The organism is Paenibacillus sp. GSMTC-2017 (assembly GCF_016019935.1).
Taxonomy (GTDB): Bacteria; Bacillota; Bacilli; order Paenibacillales; family Paenibacillaceae; genus Pristimantibacillus.
The window spans coordinates 42922-62070 of sequence record NZ_JAECMT010000007.1; the positions used below are offsets into that span (position 1 = coordinate 42922).

The 19149-nt window shown below is 41.7% G+C and carries 16 protein-coding genes, 1 pseudogene and 1 riboswitch; of the genes and pseudogenes, 14 read left to right on the forward strand and 3 right to left on the reverse strand.

What is annotated here, in order from left to right; genetic code table 11:
- Positions 1–51 precede the first annotated feature (51 nt).
- The gene (locus I6N90_RS22285; protein WP_197937926.1) at positions 52–1308 is read left to right on the forward strand and encodes an MFS transporter; all 1257 of its coding nucleotides are present in this window, start codon (positions 52–54) and stop codon (positions 1306–1308) included.
- Positions 1309–1409: 101 nt separating this feature from the next.
- On the opposite strand, the gene I6N90_RS22290 is transcribed toward I6N90_RS22285, so the two are convergent.
- Positions 1410–1895 carry a C40 family peptidase gene (locus tag I6N90_RS22290; RefSeq protein ID WP_232243258.1) on the reverse strand — a complete coding sequence of 162 codons (486 nt, stop codon included), beginning with the start codon at positions 1893–1895 and terminating at the stop codon, positions 1410–1412.
- Between the two features lie 4 nt (positions 1896–1899).
- A riboswitch (cyclic di-AMP (ydaO/yuaA leader) is annotated at positions 1900–2050 on the reverse strand.
- A 231-nt stretch (positions 2051–2281) separates the two neighbouring features.
- Between I6N90_RS22290 and I6N90_RS22295 the strand changes: the two genes are divergently transcribed.
- The 5 genes and pseudogenes from I6N90_RS22295 (at position 2282) to hisC (ending at position 6738) form a co-directional block, all read left to right on the forward strand.
- Positions 2282–3955, forward strand: a complete 1674-nt coding sequence (locus I6N90_RS22295) for a glutamine--tRNA ligase/YqeY domain fusion protein (protein ID WP_197937928.1) — start codon at positions 2282–2284, stop codon at positions 3953–3955.
- A gap of 81 nt (positions 3956–4036) precedes the next feature.
- Positions 4037–4519, forward strand: a pseudogene (locus I6N90_RS24930) (molybdenum cofactor guanylyltransferase); the annotation flags it as partial.
- Between the two features lie 135 nt (positions 4520–4654).
- Positions 4655–5167, forward strand: a complete 513-nt coding sequence (locus I6N90_RS24935; RefSeq protein WP_232243273.1) for a GNAT family N-acetyltransferase — start codon at positions 4655–4657, stop codon at positions 5165–5167.
- Positions 5168–5219: 52 nt separating this feature from the next.
- Complete coding sequence (locus tag I6N90_RS22305) at positions 5220–5678, forward strand: VanZ family protein (RefSeq protein WP_197937932.1); 459 nt, start codon at positions 5220–5222, stop codon at positions 5676–5678.
- Positions 5671–6738, forward strand: a complete 1068-nt coding sequence (gene hisC, locus I6N90_RS22310) for a histidinol-phosphate transaminase (RefSeq protein WP_197937933.1) — start codon at positions 5671–5673, stop codon at positions 6736–6738. The genes I6N90_RS22305 and hisC overlap by 8 nt, the downstream gene beginning before the upstream one ends.
- A 156-nt stretch (positions 6739–6894) precedes the next feature.
- Here hisC and I6N90_RS22315 read toward each other — a convergent pair whose 3' ends face one another.
- Complete coding sequence (locus I6N90_RS22315; RefSeq protein ID WP_232243259.1) at positions 6895–9984, reverse strand: FAD-dependent oxidoreductase; 3090 nt, start codon at positions 9982–9984, stop codon at positions 6895–6897.
- Between the two features lie 200 nt (positions 9985–10184).
- Between I6N90_RS22315 and I6N90_RS22320 the strand changes: the two genes are divergently transcribed.
- The 7 genes from I6N90_RS22320 (at position 10185) to I6N90_RS22350 (ending at position 17383) form a co-directional block, all read left to right on the forward strand.
- Positions 10185–10343 carry a hypothetical protein gene (locus tag I6N90_RS22320; RefSeq protein WP_197937934.1) on the forward strand — a complete coding sequence of 53 codons (159 nt, stop codon included), beginning with the start codon at positions 10185–10187 and terminating at the stop codon, positions 10341–10343.
- Positions 10344–10476: 133 nt separating this feature from the next.
- Positions 10477–10896 (forward strand): RrF2 family transcriptional regulator, encoded by a 420-nt coding sequence (locus tag I6N90_RS22325; RefSeq protein WP_197937935.1) that lies wholly within the window; start codon positions 10477–10479, stop codon positions 10894–10896.
- A gap of 66 nt (positions 10897–10962) precedes the next feature.
- Positions 10963–11274 (forward strand): thioredoxin, encoded by a 312-nt coding sequence (trxA, locus tag I6N90_RS22330; RefSeq protein ID WP_197937936.1) that lies wholly within the window; start codon positions 10963–10965, stop codon positions 11272–11274.
- Positions 11275–11469: 195 nt separating this feature from the next.
- The gene (locus tag I6N90_RS22335; protein WP_232243260.1) at positions 11470–13878 is read left to right on the forward strand and encodes an S-layer homology domain-containing protein; all 2409 of its coding nucleotides are present in this window, start codon (positions 11470–11472) and stop codon (positions 13876–13878) included.
- 271 nt (positions 13879–14149) lie between these two features.
- Complete coding sequence (locus I6N90_RS22340; RefSeq protein ID WP_197937940.1) at positions 14150–15514, forward strand: ABC transporter substrate-binding protein; 1365 nt, start codon at positions 14150–14152, stop codon at positions 15512–15514.
- A 121-nt stretch (positions 15515–15635) separates the two neighbouring features.
- Positions 15636–16496: a carbohydrate ABC transporter permease gene (locus I6N90_RS22345; protein WP_232243261.1), complete on the forward strand. Its 861-nt coding sequence runs from the start codon at positions 15636–15638 to the stop codon at positions 16494–16496.
- Positions 16497–16519: 23 nt separating this feature from the next.
- On the forward strand, positions 16520–17383 hold the full coding sequence (locus I6N90_RS22350) for a carbohydrate ABC transporter permease (protein ID WP_197937946.1): 864 nt from the start codon (positions 16520–16522) through the stop codon (positions 17381–17383).
- Between the two features lie 121 nt (positions 17384–17504).
- On the opposite strand, the gene I6N90_RS22355 is transcribed toward I6N90_RS22350, so the two are convergent.
- Positions 17505–17648 (reverse strand): hypothetical protein, encoded by a 144-nt coding sequence (locus I6N90_RS22355; protein WP_197937947.1) that lies wholly within the window; start codon positions 17646–17648, stop codon positions 17505–17507.
- 186 nt (positions 17649–17834) lie between these two features.
- Here I6N90_RS22355 and ychF point away from each other — a divergent pair, with 186 nt between their 5' ends.
- The gene (gene ychF / locus I6N90_RS22360; RefSeq protein WP_197937948.1) at positions 17835–18935 is read left to right on the forward strand and encodes a redox-regulated ATPase YchF; all 1101 of its coding nucleotides are present in this window, start codon (positions 17835–17837) and stop codon (positions 18933–18935) included.
- Positions 18936–19149 lie beyond the last annotated feature (214 nt).

Genomic DNA, 19149 nt, shown 5'->3' on the forward strand with positions numbered 1-19149 from the left:
GTATAACAGATAGACGTTAATCGGACGTACATGTAAGGGGAATGTGTAAACATGAAGCGACTGCTATGGATCGGCTGCTTGTCTTATTTGGTCATCGGTCTTGCACATGTTATTGGCGGTTCTGTTCTAGAACAGCTTATCGAACATTATGGTGTGACCTACAAGGATGGCGGACAGTGGATAATGAATCAATTTCTTGGTTTTTTGGTAGGTGTGCTTTTTGCTCCAGCACTATCCTCTAGAATCGGGAAGCGAGGGGCTGTTCTCGCAGCAATGGGCTTGCTGGCATTGAGCCAGGCAGCTTATAGCCTATTATTGCCCTGGGGTTGGATGCTTGCATTTGCCCCTATTGCGGGTGTTGGATTTGGTATGACCGAAGCGATAGTTGGAGCAATGATTATTGACCTAATGAAAGGTAAAGCTTCCGCAATGAGCAAATTGGAGACGTTTTTCGGATTAGGCGCACTAATCATCCCAATTACTACAGCGTATTTAATCGGTCAACATATTTGGCAGCTTTCATTTCCTATATTAGCAGCGATGTCGGGTATAGCTTTTGTGATGTGGTTAACCATTTCATTTGGGAACTTAGATGAGCAGATAGGATTGCCTCCCAATGACGGTCGTATTGGAAATGAAAGAAATGGAGCCGAGAGGAATACCCTTGTACCGGGTATAAGCGAAAATATTACGACAAACAAGGGGAGCTTGATTGGTTATCCGAACAAATCTGTTCCATTCCTTGCGCTATGTGCACTATTTTTTATGATGTATGTTGGGATGGAAATGAGTTTCTCCAATTACTTACCTTCTATATTAATTACACGTACTGGTATGTCTGAATCTGGTGCTACTGCTGCGCTAAGTATTTTTTGGGGGGCAGTTGTAGTGGGTCGCTTATTTGCAGGTATTCTTGCGGAAAAGCTTGGCTACGCGAAGTATTTGCTACTAACAACAATTGGAGCTGTACTTGTATTTGGGTTACTGGTTGTTATAGAGGAGCAGGGGTGGATGCTGGTATTAATCGCAAGTAGTGGACTTTGCTTCTCAGGAATATTCGGTATCGCCTTAGTATATGCGAATGGACTACTGCCTGGAATGACAGAACGAACTACAAGTCTGCTTGTTGCGTTCGGTGGAATAGGTGGAGCATTATTCCCAAGAATAACAGGTTGGATGATGGATCGGTATCACGTACAATCAACGTTATGGTATATCGGAGTATTGGTCACCTGTATGCTACTTATTTTGATTATGATGCTATTACTTGGGAAAGCACAATCAAGAAGATCATTGTTACAAGAATAAGAGAATTGAGTACGGTTAGCCGGTAGATGCCTGTACAAAAAAGAGGTTGCTTCAAGTAGAAATACTTCGAAGCAACCTCTTTATTTGGATGATGGTTAAGACTATTCAGCAGCCACAGTATATTGAGCTAGTGCAGTTTCATCCATTACGCGACGCGCAGTGATGAAACGAGATTTGTAATAAGAAGAATCAATTTCATCGATTGTTACGCCGATACGAGTGGAAGTATGAGCAAATTTGCCCTCTCCAACATAAATACCAACGTGGGAGATGCCGCCGTTTACTTTGCCGCTAGTGTCAAAGAATACGAGATCACCTGGCTGAAGATCAGCTTTAGCAACTTTTGTTCCTTGAGTAGCTTGGTCGACAGATCTGCGGGACAATTCGATGCCCATCTTGTTAAAGACGTAGCTTGTAAAGCCTGAGCAATCAAAGCCTTTAGTCGTTGTGCCACCATAAACATAGTTCGTACCAATTACATCATCGATATAGCTGTCCATCTTGGATGTGCTCGCGAATGCGCTTCCAGCTTGGAACGCTAGGAGAAGCACAAGCCCGAATAAAATCGTGCTAACTTTCTTTTTCAATTGGTGAAACTCCTTCCAGTGCCGACGAGGTTAGCTGAGGGGTTCGGTTGAAGGTTCCCTATGATTTCTTTGGCGCTGGTCTAGCCAAACGTCGAAATCAATTCACCCAAAGTGGTTCCCCCGTTTCCCGATTGGGAATTAGGCATATCATATTGTGGTTTCGTTATTGACTATAATAAATGGAAAATGTTGCTCCGTGTTAAATGTGAGAAGATTTTAATAATGTACATTGCAACTTTTTTAGAAAAGGTATTTTTAAAAAAACAGGGTAAATAAACGAATATCCACATTTTATAAAGTCAGGTGTCCCCTTTCTAAGTGTAATTTCATCGATTATTGTGTATTATATAGGGATAAATATTTTCTCGTGGGAAAGGTTGGTCGCGATGGAGAACGCAACAGAAAACAAGGCATCATCCTCAAACTTTATTAAAAATATAGTCATAGAAGATTTGAAGAGCGGCCGTACGCAGGATATCATTACGAGGTTTCCACCGGAGCCAAATGGATATTTGCACATTGGTCATGCCAAATCAATTTGTCTAAACTTCGAGCTGGCGAAGGAGTTTAACGGAAAAACAAATCTACGTTTCGATGATACGAATCCTGCGAAGGAAGATACAGAATACGTGGATGCTATTCAAGAAGACATTCGCTGGCTTGGTTTTGAATGGGACTCACTACATTTCGCTTCCGATTATTTCGAAGAGCTTTACGACCGTGCCGTTCTTTTGATCAAAAAAGGCAAAGCTTACGTATGTGATTTGAACGCAGAGCAAACGAGAGAGATGAGAGGAACGCTCACACAGCCGGGTAAAGAAAGTCCATTCCGCAGTCGTAGCGTTGAAGAGAATCTTGATCTATTTGCACGTATGCGTGCTGGGGAGTTTAAAGATGGAGAACGTGTACTACGTGCGAAGATTGATATGGCATCGCCTAATATTACACTTCGTGACCCTATTCTCTATCGAATCTCGCATACGCATCATCATCGCACAGGTGATGACTGGTGTATCTATCCAATGTACGATTATGCACATCCGATCAGTGATGCAATAGAAGGTATTTCGCACTCTATCTGTACACTTGAGTTTGAAGATCATCGTCCTCTCTATGACTGGGCAATAGCAGAGTGTGAGATGGCTGCTGTACCTCGTCAATATGAATTTGCTCGTCTTAATGTGACGAATACAATAATGAGTAAACGCTACTTGAAGCAACTGGTTGATGAAGGTGTCGTTGATGGCTGGGACGATCCTCGTATGCCAACGATTAGTGGTATGCGCCGCCGCGGTTACACTGCAGAAGCAATCCGTACATTCTGCCGTGAAATTGGCGTATCTAAGAGCAACAGTCTAGTTGATGAACGTAATTTGGAACATTTTATCCGCGAAGATTTGAAGATGAAGGCACTTCGTACGATGGCTGTGCTACGTCCGCTTAAAGTGGTCATTACGAACTATCCTGAGGGACAAACTGAACTGTTAGACGCGGAAAACAACGCTGAAAATGAAGAGATGGGTATGCGTCAAATCCCGTTTTCACGTGAAATTTACATTGAAAGCGACGACTTTATGGAAAACCCGCCGAACAAATATTTCAGATTGTTCCCTGGTAACGAAGTGCGTTTGAAACATGCGTATTTCATTACGTGCCAAGAAGTAATCAAGGATGAGAACGGTGAAGTTATCGAGCTTCATTGTACGTACGATCCTAAGACGAAAAGCGGTAGCGGATTTAATGAGCGCAAAGTAAAAGGAACCATCCATTGGGTTGAGGCATCGCAAGCCATTGCAGCTGATTTCCGATTATTCGAGCCGCTAATACTTGATGAATCGAAAGAAGAAGATACATCCTTCATGGAACGTATTAATCCTGCTTCAATGCAAATAGAAAAAGGATTCGTTGAGCCTAATATGAATGATGCTACAGGTGGAGATAAGTTTCAATTTTTCCGTCATGGTTACTTCAATGTTGATCCTAAGGACTCTACGGGAGAGAAGCTTGTATTTAATCGTATCGTTTCTCTTAAGAGTTCCTTTGACCCTTCCAAAGCTTAAGTAAAGAGCTTCGGCAGCAGCCTGTCAAGCTTCCAGCTTGGCGGGCTGCTCTTTTTGTTAGGTGAGGAGAAGTGTTAGCTAATGAAGGACAAGGGGCTTAGGACATTCCATAGCTTAATCATTGCTGGAGGCTTAAGTAGCCGAATGGGACGAGATAAAGCGTTGCTCCCTATTGATGGGGAGCTACTGCTTGCACGCCTTGCTAAGCGGCTTCTCGGACTATCCTTATCCGTTACAATTGCGGCGGGTACAGAGGAAAAATCCGAGCTATATCGGGATCAATTAGGTACACTTTCGAAACAGTTGCATTTTGTTGTCGACGCGTTCCCGGGATGCGGGCCTTTAGCTGGATTACATGCAGGCATGTCTATCATACCCGAAGGTCATATGTTTGTTATTGCTTGCGATATGCCTGATGTTAGTGAGGAGCTGTTAGGACGGCTTTATGCGGAGCGGGATAGCGGAGCGGATGTGATCCATTTAGCTGGCCAACCATTTCATGCGTTCTACCATACACGTGTAGTGGGCCTCGTTCAATCGGCACTTGATCGCGAACATTATAGGGTTATGTCTTTACTTGATAAACTGAACACGAAGAGTTTGGTACTAAGTCAGATGGAGTCTGACCAACTATTGCTGAACTTAAATACACCTGATGATTACAGCCAGTATATAGCGAGTAAACGGAGAGATGCGATAATGAAGGAACAGTCATTTGACATAGTAGATGCTTCGCCAATCCATCTAGAACATATCGTTTCAATCTATAACTCTACTATAGCAAGCCGCATGGTAACTGCAGATTTAGAGCCAATAACCGTAGAAAGCAGACGTGCATGGTTCGATGCTCATTCTCCTGAGAGACATCCTATATGGGTTGTTCTTATGGATAATGGCGAAGTTGGCGCATGGCTCAGCTTTCAATCGTTCTATGGTAGGCCAGCTTATCAAGCAACTGCTGAAATTAGTATCTATATTGCGGAAAAGTATCGTTCGCAAGGTCTTGGTTCCTTGTTGATCGAGAAAGCCATCGCAGAGTCTCCACGACTTGGATTAACGACATTGCTTGGTTTCGTATTTGGACATAACGAGCCGAGTCTAGCGTTACTCCGCAAGTTTGGATTCGAACAATGGGCTCTCCTTCCGAAAGTAGCAGTGCTTGATGGGATTGAACGTGATCTTGTTATATCAGGCAGACGTGTAGGAGAATAGAAGAGTAGGCTGCTAGATTAGGTGGTCAGAATGAGAGGTGATAGAGGCTAACATGTTTAAAAAAGCGTATAGCAACAACTTAGGATTTAATATAATCGTTTCAATATTAGCCATACTGTACGCAATGATTATGCTTAACCTCTTATTTCTTCGAGATCGCTACTATTTGGACAGTTATGCTTATAATTTTGTTCCGTTTGATACGATTTGGCGATATATCGAGCATCGTGATCATTTTAATTTTGATATTTGGTTCAAAAATTTATTCGGTAACTTGATCTTATTTATTCCGATAGGCATGTTTCTACCGTTGCTCAATAGGAAGTATAAACGGACTTTCTCTTTAATTGCTGCATGCATTGTTCTAATTGGCTTAGTAGAAGTAGCACAAATGCTACTTAGAGTAGGTAGTTTCGATATTGACGATATTATTCTAAATACGGCTGGCGCATGGTTAGGTCTTCTGCTAACTAAGCGATTTATGAAGAGGAGACGATTGAGCAATGAGTAACTTTTGGAGTCCACTTGCGGCATCGCTAGTTCCATATGTACCTGGAGAACAGCCGAAGGACAAATCGTATATTAAATTAAATACAAACGAAAATCCATATCCACCATCTCCGAAAGTGTTAGAAGCTATTGCTGAAGCGGCGAATAGTGACCTGAGATTGTATCCCGATCCTACTTGTGGGGCACTTGTGCAGGAAGCTGCTCGTTACTATGGCTTGTCCCCCAAGCAAACATTTGTAGGAAATGGGTCTGACGAAATATTAGCGTTTGCGTTTGCAGCTTTTTTCGATCCTGCTAAGCCTGTCCTCTTTGCCGATATTACATATAGCTTTTACAAGGTTTATGCAAAGATGTATGGCTTGCAGCCGAAGTTGATCCCGCTAAATGAGGAGTTCGACATTCCGCTCGAACAATTCGAGGGTGAACATGGCGGGATTATTATCCCTAATCCTAATGCACCGACAGCTAAACTACTGCCTCTAGGCGACATTGTGACATTACTAGAACGGAATCTAGACCAGGTTGTCATCATTGACGAAGCCTATATTGACTTTGGCGGGGAGTCTGCTGTTAAGCTTATCGATCGGTACCCTAACCTACTTGTCGTTCAGACTTTGTCCAAATCGAGGTCACTTGCTGGTCTTCGCGTTGGCTTCGCATTCGGATCAGAGGAGCTCATTCAAGGATTGGATCGTATCAAAAACTCCTTTAACTCTTATACGATGGACAGACTAGCCTTGCCAGGAGCGGTAGCTGCTCTGCAGGACGAAGATTATTTTAAAGAGACGACTGAAAAGGTTATCCGTACGAGGGATCGTGTAATGGACCAGTTGTTAGGTATGGGGTTCATTGCGACTGACTCTAAAGCGAATTTTGTATTCATTTCACATCCTGCAATTGCAGCGGAACAATTGTTTATTCAGCTACGCGAGAAAGGTGTCCTGGTACGTTATTTCGCTTCGCCGCGTATCGATAATTATTTGCGTGTAAGCATCGGAACTGATGAAGAAATGGATACATTCATTGGTGCATTAAAGGAAGTTATAGCTGAGCAAACGTAAATTAAATCAATGAAACTGACTGTGATGATGCAATTGTTATTATTTTGATAACTAAAAAGGGTGCGACTCGGTCAGTTCAAACTGACGCTGTCGCACCCTTTTCCAATTGATATAGTAATGATGATTTACGGATCAAATTTGTAAATACTATTTTGATTATTCGTACACGATACCTACGTAGAACTCGACTAAGTCACGTAAAATCATAAAAAACTCGCCATTCGTAATGGCCGTTTGATCCGTAATTGAGTCTATTGTCCCCTGTGTTAGCCATCCTTTTTCGATCATTACATCGCGAGTAAGGGAATCTGCCTCACTATTGTTCATGGCATGGGCGATTGTTTTCACTGCTTGATCTACTGAAACGGGCTGCTTTCCAGGGTTTGATATTCCATCAATGGCTTTCGAAGGATCACCCTTGAAGTATGAAGCATGCTGCTTAGCCACTCGATTCATGCTGTATACAATTCGCTGCATGTTTGACTTGCCATCAAGTTCAAATGACTCATTTTTATCGCCCCCGCTTGTGACAAGCATGCTGGCGGCAGCAACAAGACCTCGATATGACTTGTGATTTTTGTAGTAAGGTGTCTCAAACGTGTTCATCTTAAGGTCCATTCCTTGCTTCGTTAATTGCTCTCGAAGTTTCTTAATAAGCTCTTTTGATTTAGAAAGTTCTCTAAAAGTAACGCCATTGTCAGCTGCTAGCTTAGCTGCAACAGCTGCAGCTTCTCCCGTCGCCATACCAAGTGGCATAACCCTTGCACTGCCGTGTGGCAACGAATCAAAGCTTGCTGCTCTTCCAACGACAAGTAACCCATCAACCTTAAGTGGCACTAACGAACGGAATGGAACACCATATTGCATTGGTGAGTAAACGACATATCCTGTATCTAGTCGGCTCGCGGCCTGAATATCAACATCGTAGGAGCCATAGGCGATCGCATCCCAGAAATCGCGATTATCCATTAAATCAGCCATAGTTAGACGATATTCGCCTTGGAAATGTCGGGATTCCCTTACATACAATTCGTCGAATGTGTACGCGAACTCTAAATCTTTAAATTCTTTGAATGTGTTTTTCAGATAGTCAACGATACGTGGTGCTTCTGCACGACCGTCCTCAAGCGCTGCTGCTAAACTTGCTGGATCGAGTGGATCAACGCCAAAAATATGCATCGCATTAATGAGCATCGTTTCATCGTTTTGCCTACCGATATTGAGCCCGCGCATCTTTATACGTTCTGGATTGCTGGATACATAATTTGCTGCATCAGTGAAACCCCAAGCACTCATCGTGTCGATGCCTGCCAGTCCAGCATCATCGAAAGAATCCCAAACCGCTTGCGTAACACCCTTCATAGCGAATACGAGTGTAACAGCCATCTGAGCATCGGGGTCACCAATATCTTCTCGTCCAAGCGTAAATGGCGCACCAGCAAGAGCGGTGATATCACCATCTTGTGTTGCGTCAATGACGGCTGGGGATGCCACCTCAAGGGTAGTTCCGTCCTGTTTGACTATGCGCATTCCAGTCACAGTCACTTGACCGTCGGCACCAGACACTACTAATGGCTCCATAGACTGCACTTTCATTAGTAGGTCGATGCTAGGTTCAGCCTCAACCATACGATAAAAGGCATTTGCAGCCGATATCGTATCGAACGATGTACCTTCTATTTGGTCGTACCACTCTTGAAAAATTCCTTTATTCAAAAAGACATGTTTACCCGGTATAGGTGATTTTTTAGGTGAAAAGTTAAGATCAAGTGAGTTGAGGCCAGCTATGGTCATAAGACCGCCTAAAATTTCACGATTTCTACCGTCCACGAGTAAGACGCTTTGACCATTACGGGCTGCTGATATTGCAGCTGCTACACCTTCAGGTTCTGTACCAGCGACGATGACGTCATACGTGCTCATCACCTCTTCGGTCGCAGCAACTTTAAGAAATTCCTGTTTAGTACTCGTATTCACTGTATCGTTAGAGCGCAAATAGTAACCTGCGAGAGCTGCACTGCCAATAAGAATAATAGAAGTGATTAATAATGCTGCTCTAAACTTTGGTGATGACGGGGCATGAGATAATTGTTCCTTGGCAAGGCCACGTTTTGGCACATTTCCGAACAAAACCCATGCGAATGGAACGAACCGAGAAATGAGTGAGACCGTAATCCAAGATGCAACTAACATAACGATCCAACTGCCCAAGTATGTTGCGTGCTCTATCCACGCGGTACCGAAGTTTGGCATATGTTTATCGTAGATGAGTAAAAATAAAATATGTATTAAATAAATGCCAAATGATAATTGTCCTAATCGATACAAAAACCTAGTAAGCATCGCCGGTAGGTGACGATAAATGAAGAAGGACACTCCGATGACGACCAATGCTGTGAAAAAGGCATGGAAGTTCCACAAAAACTCATAAAGAAGAGGATTATAAATGGTGCCATTAGCACGAGCATTAAAAAAGATCGTAACATGAGCTAGGGCTAGAGTGAGCCAGCCGCCTATCAGTATGAGCCAAAATAGGATGCGGCTGAATGAGGCGTTTTCCCTCGTCATCGCAAGCCAACCTTTTATTTTCGGGAAGTAAATGCCTAGGAAAGCACCAGTAAAGAAGAAGGATAGATACGTTAGTGACCAGCTTCCTTTATTGTTAATCCCCCACTGGAAGGGATCATAGACTACTAATAATACAAAAATCCATTGCAACACGAATCCAATCGGAATAAACATATAAGTCAGCTTTGGCAATCGTTTTGCAATCCATAAAATAAGAGGGAATAATAGATAGAATTGAATACTAATATAGATGAAATAGAGATGAGAATAAACTTCCCCACGCCATAGTTTACTAAAAAACTGCTTGATGGCTTCGGCGGTGAAGACGGGTAGATGATTAGTGAGCTTTAAGTAAAGGAAATAAACAATTGAGAATACAATATACGGAATAATAATATAGAGAAGCCTTTTTTTATAGAAGCTGATAATTAGTTTGCTATCTAAAGGACGATTGTAATAGCTATAGAAGAGAACGAAACTACTTAACAGAATGAAGGTAGGTGTTCCGAATCGCATAAAAATATTAATAAAATTATAAAAGAAAAAGTAAGCTGATTCTTTCATAAATACAGTTGCGGCAGCGCTTGCATGAACAGATAAAACGCCAATAATAGCAATCGCACGAACGAGTTGAAGTTCAGGGATATGATCTTTTTTAGCTATGGGATGAGTGGTCATAATCCAACCTTTCTTCTAGCGATAATGGGTCACATTTGGTATAAATGGTAACATTATAGATATAGGTTTGCAATAATGCGAAGGTGTCATGCTAGAGTTGATTTTACAATCATTGTCTAGAATAAAAAAGGATATTAAACCCATTTATAGAACGTTTATATTACTAATAAAGTTGCAAATAGGAAGGGGGTACATGTGAGATGGTTGTAAAAAAGATATTTGCATCAGTTAATGAGCTTGTACAGAAGCAGCCGCTAGTTGGCGCATTAATTCTAGTCATTTTCATTTCTTGTTTGATGGTGACCTTTTACGAATTTGGTTACTCAGTTGGGCAAACAATTGAATCGTTAGTTAATTGACCAACCGTTAAGATGACCGAATAAGAGCAAGGGTCATTCCATAACCTAAGAGGTATTGACCCGCCTCGCTGCCCTTGACAAAAACAACTGTAACAGATAAAATTACAGTATAAAGCAGGGAGGCCCGCTTACAGTGAATAGTGAATTTACGATTGCCGTACACAGTCTCGTATATTTAGCTTATTTGCCGGAAAAAATGGCGAGCAGCGACATGATTGCCGACAATGTTGGCACGCATTCAGCACGTGTTCGGAAAGTGATGAGCGGCTTACGCCGCAGCAGTTTTGTGGAAACCCGAGAGGGATCGGGAGGCGGTTATCGCTTAACGATTGATCCAAAGGCTGTCACACTAGCTGACATTTATCGCGTCATGGCCCAGGGTTCACTTATTCCAAGTTGGTGCTCTGGAAATCCGGGCATGGATTGTTTGGTTGGTTCCAATATGAACCAAGTCATGACGGGTATTTTTTGCACAGCGGAGAAGAAACTCGAGGAGCATCTTAGCGGAATTACGATTCAAGATGTATTGAAGCAAATTCACGCCTGCGAGTAATGATTAGTCAGCGGTGAGACGGGATATCCCTATATCATAAACAATGGATTTGAGAGGATGATTAAGATGGCAGTAGCATTGACAAAAGAAACGTTCACGCAAAGCGTTGAAAATGGTGTATCGTTGGTTGATTTCTGGGCGCCATGGTGCGGACCTTGCAAAATGCAACTTCCTATCGTGGAAGAACTATCGACTGAACTAGAAGGCCAAGCAACAATCGCAAAAATTAACGTGGATGAGGAGCCTGAATTGGCTTCCCAATTCGGCGTAATGAGCATTCCAACACTTATTTTGTTCAAAGACGGTCAGCCGGTAGACAAAATGGTTGGTCTTCAATCAAAAGACGCTCTTAAAGCGAAAATTTCAAGCCATTTCTAATAATGAACTGGCGCATGCGCCAAAAAACAAAAAACCGTAGGGATTGCTGCTATTCATTAGCATGCAACCTCTGCGGTTTTTTTGTTTTTATTAGATGTAAGGAAAAGCTAAACAATTTTCTTTATGTAGGCGCAACCAATTAATTGCTATACTCGTCTAGAAAGTGAATATATTACCATTTCTGAGGAGTGTGCAATGGTGGGTAAAATCAAACCTAACAAACTAGCGTTAGTTCTGGCAGTAGCTATGGTATCGAGTGCAATGTCTGTTTCCGTATCGGCTCAGGCTTCAAGTGAAAAACCACAACAAGTTCGTGCTGAGCTTAAAGATGTAACGTCACCGTCTTCATCACCATCACCGTCACAAGAAGAGAAAGAAACGGAACAGAAAGTTAATAAAGAAGACCTTTCCAAAGAAGAAGCGGAGAAATTGTTTAGGCAATACGTAAACATTCCGAAGGATTACGTGCTTCAAAGCTCAAGATACGGATCAGCGAGACTAGCTAAAGGTGTTCAAACTACATGGAGTATGGACTTTGTGAAACGAGTGAACAGCAAACATATTGGAAGTATTTATGTAACTATGAGTGCGAAAACTGGCCAGTTGCTTAATTATAACTCTTATACCGACAATCCAAATGCTAAGCCGTCCTATCCACTTAAGGTAAATCGAGCAGACGCACAAAAGCTTGCAACGGCATTTATCGATCAAATAGCAAAGGACTACGTGACCAAGGTTAAATTTAATGAGAAGTTTGGCGTGCAGCTTCTTCCGCCACTAAGTGGTGAAGTAAGGCATACGCTGCGTTATGATCGAATTGTGAACGGGATTCCTTATTTAAACAACTATATTCAACTTGAGATTAATAGCGAGGGACATGTACTTAATTTTGAATTAAATTGGGATGATTCTATTGTTTTCCCTGTTATCGACAAGAAGCTCACATTAGAGCAGGCGAAGGAGAAGATAGCGCAAGCTGCAAATCCAGAACTGAGATATATTATTCCGTATAATGCTCAAAACAGGGATCCTAGATTATCTTATCGATTGAATCCATTTTCTGTACAAGCAATAACAGGAGAAAAGCTAAAAGATTCATCCCAGCATCTTTATTTCGAAGGGGAAATATCGGATAAAGCTATTTCAGAGAAACCTCTGGCAATTAAGCCGAAGGAAACGAGTGTGACTGAAACACAAGCACGCAAAATTATTGAAGATGCATTTGTCCTTCCAGCGAATAGCGAGTTTGTAGGTACGTCCTTCAGTGAGTATCGTGATGATACAACTGGGAAAACGTACTCCTATTGGTCGATAGAATGGAATATAAAAAAAGATGGTAAACATATTGGGTCGATATCTGCTAACGTTAATGGTTCAACGGGATTGATTCAAAACTATAACGAATACAGTGATAATAGTAATGCTTCGACTGCTAATGTGATCACTTATGAAAAGGCAGTTGAGAAGGCAGTTGAAACGATGAAGAAGCAATTGCCATGGCTCACGAATGAGCTTTATTTAATCGAGAAAAGTCCAGAACATAATGGAACGATTAATCCAGAAGAAGTTAGAGCGTATAGTGTTGAATTCGCGCATAAGGTTCATGGTGCAATAATTGATTATGATCGGATTAGTGTGTCTATCAATGCTAAGACCGGTAATATACAGTATTATGACGTTTCGATAGCTCCAAGCACTTATCCAGAAAAAGCACCTGTAACATTAAATAAAGACATAGCTGTAGAGCGCTGGTTGGATTACTATGACATAGACCTAACATATCGTGTGATAAATCAGTATATTTGGAACGGTAAGCCGATCCCATCTGAAAAATATTATACGCTCGTCGCAGCCGGTGAGGTTGGCGATGGGAAGATTGAAAATGAAGTTGATGTTCAGCTTGTTTATCAATTAACGGCTAAACCTAGTAATGAATCATTGTATCTAGATGCTGTTACTGGCAACTGGCATAACTGGGAAACAGGTGATATTACTCAATTGGAGTTACCTTCAGCAAACGATATTTCGGGTCATTGGGCGGAACAATCCCTTCAATTAATGGTTGCTTATAAAGCGTTGGATCTAGAAGAAGGCAATGTTCGTCCTAATGAAGGCATCACACGTGGTGAAATGATTAAAATGTTAATATTAGCTCGAAATAATGGAGGTTACTACGAAGGATTTCATACGATGTCAGCATCGTTAGAATTTAAAAATCAGTCATCCTTCAAAGACGTTGCTGCTGATTCTTCTTACTTCGCTTATATCGAAAGCGCTTTGCAACAGAACCTAATTGACTTGGGCGATGGTACGTTTAATCCAGATGCTAAGGTGACGCGGGATGAAATGTCGGAGTTAATCGTAAGAGCGCTAGGCTATAATGCACTTGCGAACTATGATCATATCTTCAAAGCAAGCTTTAAGGATTCAGCTGATATTCAGAATAAGGGTCAAGCGGCCGTTGTAGTTGGTCTCAAAATTATGAGTTTATCTGACGGTAAGTTTCTTCCTAAGAAGCAAGTGACCAGGGCAGAAGCATCAGTCGCGTTCTTCCGTTACTTACAAAGTAGATCTGAACTACAAGAAGCGCCACTGCGTATGTAGAGATGTGAAGGGACACATAATAACGCCCAGAGGGGAAGTTTATTTGTATAAATAGTGCTTAAGTTTAGTGCATGAGAAATTTGCCCCTAATTTTAGAGGATAGTGTCCCTATATGTGATAGGAATATCCCCCCTGAAATTAGAGGAATGTCCCCCCTAAAACGAGCAGAAACCGTTGACGCAACCTATGCTCATGCCATAACATTTTGAGTGTAGCATGATCGCAGGACAGGGTCATGTAGAATTATAAAAATTTAAGGGGGATTTACAAAGTGAAGAAATCGGCATTTATGTTTCTTAGCTTAATTCTTGTGATGACAATGTTCCTTACTGCTTGTGGTGGTAACGGCAACAACAAACCTGCGGCATCACCATCACCTTCACCAAGTGCTGATGCATCAGCAACTCCAGAAGAGTCAAAAGCACCAGACCCTGTTAAACTTCGTGTATTCTCGACGTTTGGCGGAACTGACGCAGCTCGTGAAGCGTTCCAAAAGGCTCTTGATGCGTTCACAACGGCTAACCCTCATGTAACAATTGAAAATGATACAATGTCTGCAAATGACGATAGCTTCAGAACAAAAGTTAATACAGACATGACTTCTGGCAATGAGCCAGACTTGTTGTTCTACTTCGTTGGTGCTGACGCTAATGAAATCATTAGCGCTGGTAAAGTTGCTCCTTTGGATGAGATCCTTGCAGCTGATCCAGAGTGGAAAAATGGCTTTATGCCAGCAGCGCTTGGATTCACTAAGCACGCTGATGGCAAAACGTATGCACTTCCTTTGACTGGTTTCTATGAAGGTCTATTCGTTAACAAAAAAATCTTCGCTGATGCTGGCGTAGAACTTCCAACTGACTGGGAGAAATTGAAAACGGCTGTTGCAGCGTTTAAAGCTAAAGATATCATTCCTTTGGCTGGTCCATTTGACCAATCTCACTACCTAATTGAGCACTTTGTACTAAGTGCTGCTGGTCCTGAAGGTCAAGCTAAAGGTTTGGCTAACGGCATCGACCCTAACTGGGAAAAAGGTTTTGCAGCTGTGAAGGAACTTGCTGATCTTGGCGCATTCCCTAAAGATGCTGGAACAATTGACCTTGCAATGGCGAGCAACTACTACGCACAAGGTAAAGCAGCTATGATCCTTGAAGGTAGCTGGGCTGTTGGTGGATTTGTAAACGCAGATACTAAAGATGCTACAGTTCAAGACAACACAACTGTACTTCCTTTCCCTGCGATTCCTGGCGGCGCTGGAACTGGTAAAAACCTAGTTGGTGGTTTCGGAACTGGTTTCTACTTGGCTCAATCTACTGTTGACGATGCAGCTAAAAAAGATGCAGCAATCGCATTGCTTAAACATTTGACAACTAAAGATTCCGTTAAAACAATCGCATCAGCTAACGGCGGTATTCCAGCAGTTACTGGTGTAGAAGTTGACGGCTTGAAACAAGCTCAAAAAGACGGTCTTGCAATGATGGAAGCGGCTGATTCTGTAACTAGCCCAGTTGATAGCAAAGTTACTCCTGAAACGTTCTCTGAGCTTCGTGCTAACTTCAAAGATGTAGCATCTGGCAAAGTTTCGCCAGCTGAGGCTCTGAAAAGAGCAGAAAAAATTGAACTTGAGTACGCAAAATAATCGTTTTCCAAACGCATAATTCATTATGCATAGCTGGAGTGATGGACGCCGCCCCTTAAATCGTAAGGGCGGCGTCATCATTTCAAGTGCATATCATTGAAAATAAACATCAAAGGTGATAATGATGAAGGGTGATCGTAAGTATATCTTGATGTTTTTACTGCCGGCGGCAGCATTTATGTCCATTTTCTTGTATTATCCATTCTTAAAAAGCTTGTACCTCAGCTTCTACCGTACCAAAGGTTTCTTAAGCAAAAAGTTTGTAGGCTTCGACAACTACGTTCGTTTGTTTTCGGACGAAAAGCTTGGTGCAGCTACACTTAATACACTTGAAATTATGTTTTTTGTCGTCGTGTTTCAAGTTGGTATTGCATTGTTCCTTGCGGTTCTGGTAGACAATATTAAATGGGGTAAAGGCTTTTTCCGAATGGTATTCTTCTTCCCGGTTGTTATATCGGGTACGGCAGTTTCATTATTGTTCGTTTTGTTATACAACTACGAATTTGGTTTACTAAACAGCCTAATAGGCAATCTTGGTCTTGAGAAGATTTATTGGTTGAGTGAAAGTATGGCACTGAAGGCAGTGGCCATCCCTACTGTTTGGCACTATGTTGGATTCTATTTTGTACTATTTTTGACTGCAATGTCTAAGATTCCTTCAGACTTTTATGAAGCAGCGAAGCTTGAAGGTATTACGGGCGTTAAAAAAACGTTCCTTCTTACAATTCCTCTTATTATGAGCGATATTAAAGTAGTTATTACATTGGCAATTACAGGTACACTAAAAGTGTTCGAATTTGTCTACGTATTAACAAGAGGACAAAATGATACAGAAGTACTCGGAACGTATATGTTTAAAAAAGCTATTGTGGATCAGAACTTTGGTTATGGTTCAACAATTGCGTTGTACATCGTAGTGTTTGGCGTATTATTGGCTGTACTTGCTAATCGCCTTCTGAAAAAGGAAGAAATCACATACTAAGCTGGTATTAGGGGTGTACGTATATGCAACAAAATGTTAAAGGAGCGCGTCAGACAGTTTTCAGCAAAATTAAGATTAGCACTATTCTTATGTATACTGTGTTATTCTCATGGTCCTTGACGACGATCTATGCCCTATTCTGGATTATAAATAACTCGTTTAAGGGCTCGCAATCTGTTATGAACAATTCATTTAAAGTAGCATTAGAGCCTATATTCACGAACTATACGAATGCCTTTGAACGGATTAATATCGGAAGAGGTTATGCGAATAGTTTGATCATGTCAGGCAGCGTTGTGTTTCTTGTGCTCCTGCTTGGCGGATTAGCAGCTTATGTGCTTTCACGCTTCAACTTTAAAGGAAGAAAAGCAATTTATTCACTTCTATATGCGACATTGCTTATTCCTACATTCGCAACGGTTGTACCCGTTTATGAACTGTTGATCGAATGGAAGTTTGCTAATAAGCATATTGGTTTAATTTTTCCGCAAACAGCAGGTAACTTAACGTTTGCTATCTTGGTATTAGCGGGTTATATGTCAACGATACCGAAAGAACTTGAAGAAGCAGCGTTTATCGATGGTTGTAACCGTTGGACTTTGTTTGTTAAAATTTTGTTCCCGGTAGCTAGACCAGCATTTGCTTCGGCAAGTATCTTTGTCTTCCTATGGTCGTACAATGACTTGTTCTCAGCACTTATCTTCGTAAGTAAAGATAGCGTACGTCCAATCGTTTCCCTACTGAGCGAAATAAGCTCCCAGTACGGTACTGACTACGGATTAATGGCCGCTGCGATATCGTTAACCGTTGTGCCCGTCTTAATTGTGTACTTGTTCGTACAGAAGTTTATTGAAAAAGGGTTAACGGAAGGTGCAGTTAAGGGTTAATTGTAGCCCTTATCTCCTTTTCTAGCCTAACAGTTAATAAAAAATGACAGCCACGCTTTAATCGGTGTATACCGATTATGACGTGGCTGTCGTCCTTTTGCGTGCGTAAGGTTGTTGTACTCTAATCTGTTTTTTTCTTAGTAGAAGAGAAATTAGTGATGGATTTTGCATCTTCAATTGTATCGTTAACGAATGCCATATCTTGATTTTTTGCCTTCATGTTTGTTGTGCCTTTGTAGTTGTCTTTATGTGATTTATTTTCCATGTGTGAGCTCACCTCCTGGCTTCAAGTAGTATTTCCAGAGTGTGAGTGAACATTCCGCTTCTATTAATAAGGGTGGAAGGATGTATTTCCCTTAACGGCTAACTTGCTTAGTACTTTCATTGTCTATGCGGCTAGGGTATAATGACGAGAGTTGTTTACTATCGGAAAATAAGGAGTGTCTCATACATGGCTTTGAAAGCTGGTATCGTGGGATTGCCGAACGTCGGAAAATCCACATTGTTTAATGCGATTACACAAGCAGGTGCAGAATCTGCAAACTATCCTTTCTGTACGATTGATCCAAACGTAGGTGTTGTTGAAGTACCTGATGAGCGTTTGAATAAGTTAGTTGAGCTAGTTGTACCAAAAAGTATCGTTCCAACTGCTTTTGAGTTTGTTGATATTGCAGGCCTTGTTGCTGGAGCAAGTAAAGGTGAAGGTCTTGGCAACAAGTTTCTAGCTCATATCCGCGAAGTAGATGCAATTGTTCACGTTGTTCGTTGTTTCCAAGATGAGAACATTACGCATGTATCGGGTAAAGTTGATCCAATTAGTGACATCACTACAATTAATCTTGAGCTCATTCTCGCTGATGCAGATTCGGTTGAGAAAAAAATTGAGCGTTCTCGCAAAAACCTTAAGGGCGGCGACAAAAAGGTAGCTCAAGAGGTAGAATTGCTTGAGCGTATCAAGGAATCTCTATACAATGATATGCCTGTTCGAAGCATGGAACTAACGGAAGATGAGAAACTTCTCGTGCGTGATCTACATCTACTAACGATGAAGCCTGTTCTTTACGCTACAAACGTGAGTGAAGCAGAAGTTGCAAACTCAGATGGCAACGAGTATGTACAACTGGTTCGTAAATTTGCTGCTGAGCAAGGTGCTGAGGTTGTGCCAATCAGTGCAAAGGTAGAGTCTGAAATCGCTGAACTTGAAGGCGAAGACAAAGAAATGTTCTTGCAAGAGTTAGGTATGACTGAATCTGGATTAAATCGTTTGATCAATTCAGCTTACAAGTTGCTTGGTCTTTACACGTACTTCACAGCTGGTGTACAAGAGGTTCGCGCTTGGACAATTCGTCAAGGAACAAAAGCGCCTCAAGCGGCTGGCGTTATCCACACTGATTTCGAACGTGGCTTTATTCGTGCAGAGGTTGTATCCTTCGATGATTTGGCTGCTGGTGGTTCGATGGCAGCCGTTCGTGAAAAGGGTCAGCTTCGTCTAGAAGGAAAAGAATATGTAGTGCGTGATGGAGACGTTATGCATTTCCGATTTAACGTTTAATTGTAACGTGTTTAGGAGCGTTTGGAGTGATCCCCTTACTTGTGGAAGCACTCCAAAGCGCTCCTTTTTTGAAACAAAATGTGTTGTTATATATGACCTTAATAGGATGTTGTGGACAAGATGTGCAAATCCTGTGCACAGGCTGTGGATTATATTGTGGATAACTTTATACGGTATCTGTTAAAAAGCACATATCGATACAAAGTTCACGTTG

Coding starts and splice junctions, on each gene's coding strand:
- trxA (WP_197937936.1), top strand. CDS start 10,963: ATGGCAGTAGCATTGACAAAAGAAACGTTCACGCAAAGCGTTGAAAAT.
- I6N90_RS22315 (WP_232243259.1), bottom strand. CDS start 9,984: ATGACCACTCATCCCATAGCTAAAAAAGATCATATCCCTGAACTTCAA.
- I6N90_RS22335 (WP_232243260.1), top strand. CDS start 11,470: ATGGTGGGTAAAATCAAACCTAACAAACTAGCGTTAGTTCTGGCAGTA.
- hisC (WP_197937933.1), top strand. CDS start 5,671: ATGAGTAACTTTTGGAGTCCACTTGCGGCATCGCTAGTTCCATATGTA.
- I6N90_RS22295 (WP_197937928.1), top strand. CDS start 2,282: ATGGAGAACGCAACAGAAAACAAGGCATCATCCTCAAACTTTATTAAA.
- ychF (WP_197937948.1), top strand. CDS start 17,835: ATGGCTTTGAAAGCTGGTATCGTGGGATTGCCGAACGTCGGAAAATCC.
- I6N90_RS22345 (WP_232243261.1), top strand. CDS start 15,636: ATGATGAAGGGTGATCGTAAGTATATCTTGATGTTTTTACTGCCGGCG.
- I6N90_RS22285 (WP_197937926.1), top strand. CDS start 52: ATGAAGCGACTGCTATGGATCGGCTGCTTGTCTTATTTGGTCATCGGT.
- I6N90_RS22355 (WP_197937947.1), bottom strand. CDS start 17,648: ATGGAAAATAAATCACATAAAGACAACTACAAAGGCACAACAAACATG.
- I6N90_RS22320 (WP_197937934.1), top strand. CDS start 10,185: ATGGTTGTAAAAAAGATATTTGCATCAGTTAATGAGCTTGTACAGAAG.
- I6N90_RS22305 (WP_197937932.1), top strand. CDS start 5,220: ATGTTTAAAAAAGCGTATAGCAACAACTTAGGATTTAATATAATCGTT.
- I6N90_RS24935 (WP_232243273.1), top strand. CDS start 4,655: ATGAAGGAACAGTCATTTGACATAGTAGATGCTTCGCCAATCCATCTA.
- I6N90_RS22350 (WP_197937946.1), top strand. CDS start 16,520: ATGCAACAAAATGTTAAAGGAGCGCGTCAGACAGTTTTCAGCAAAATT.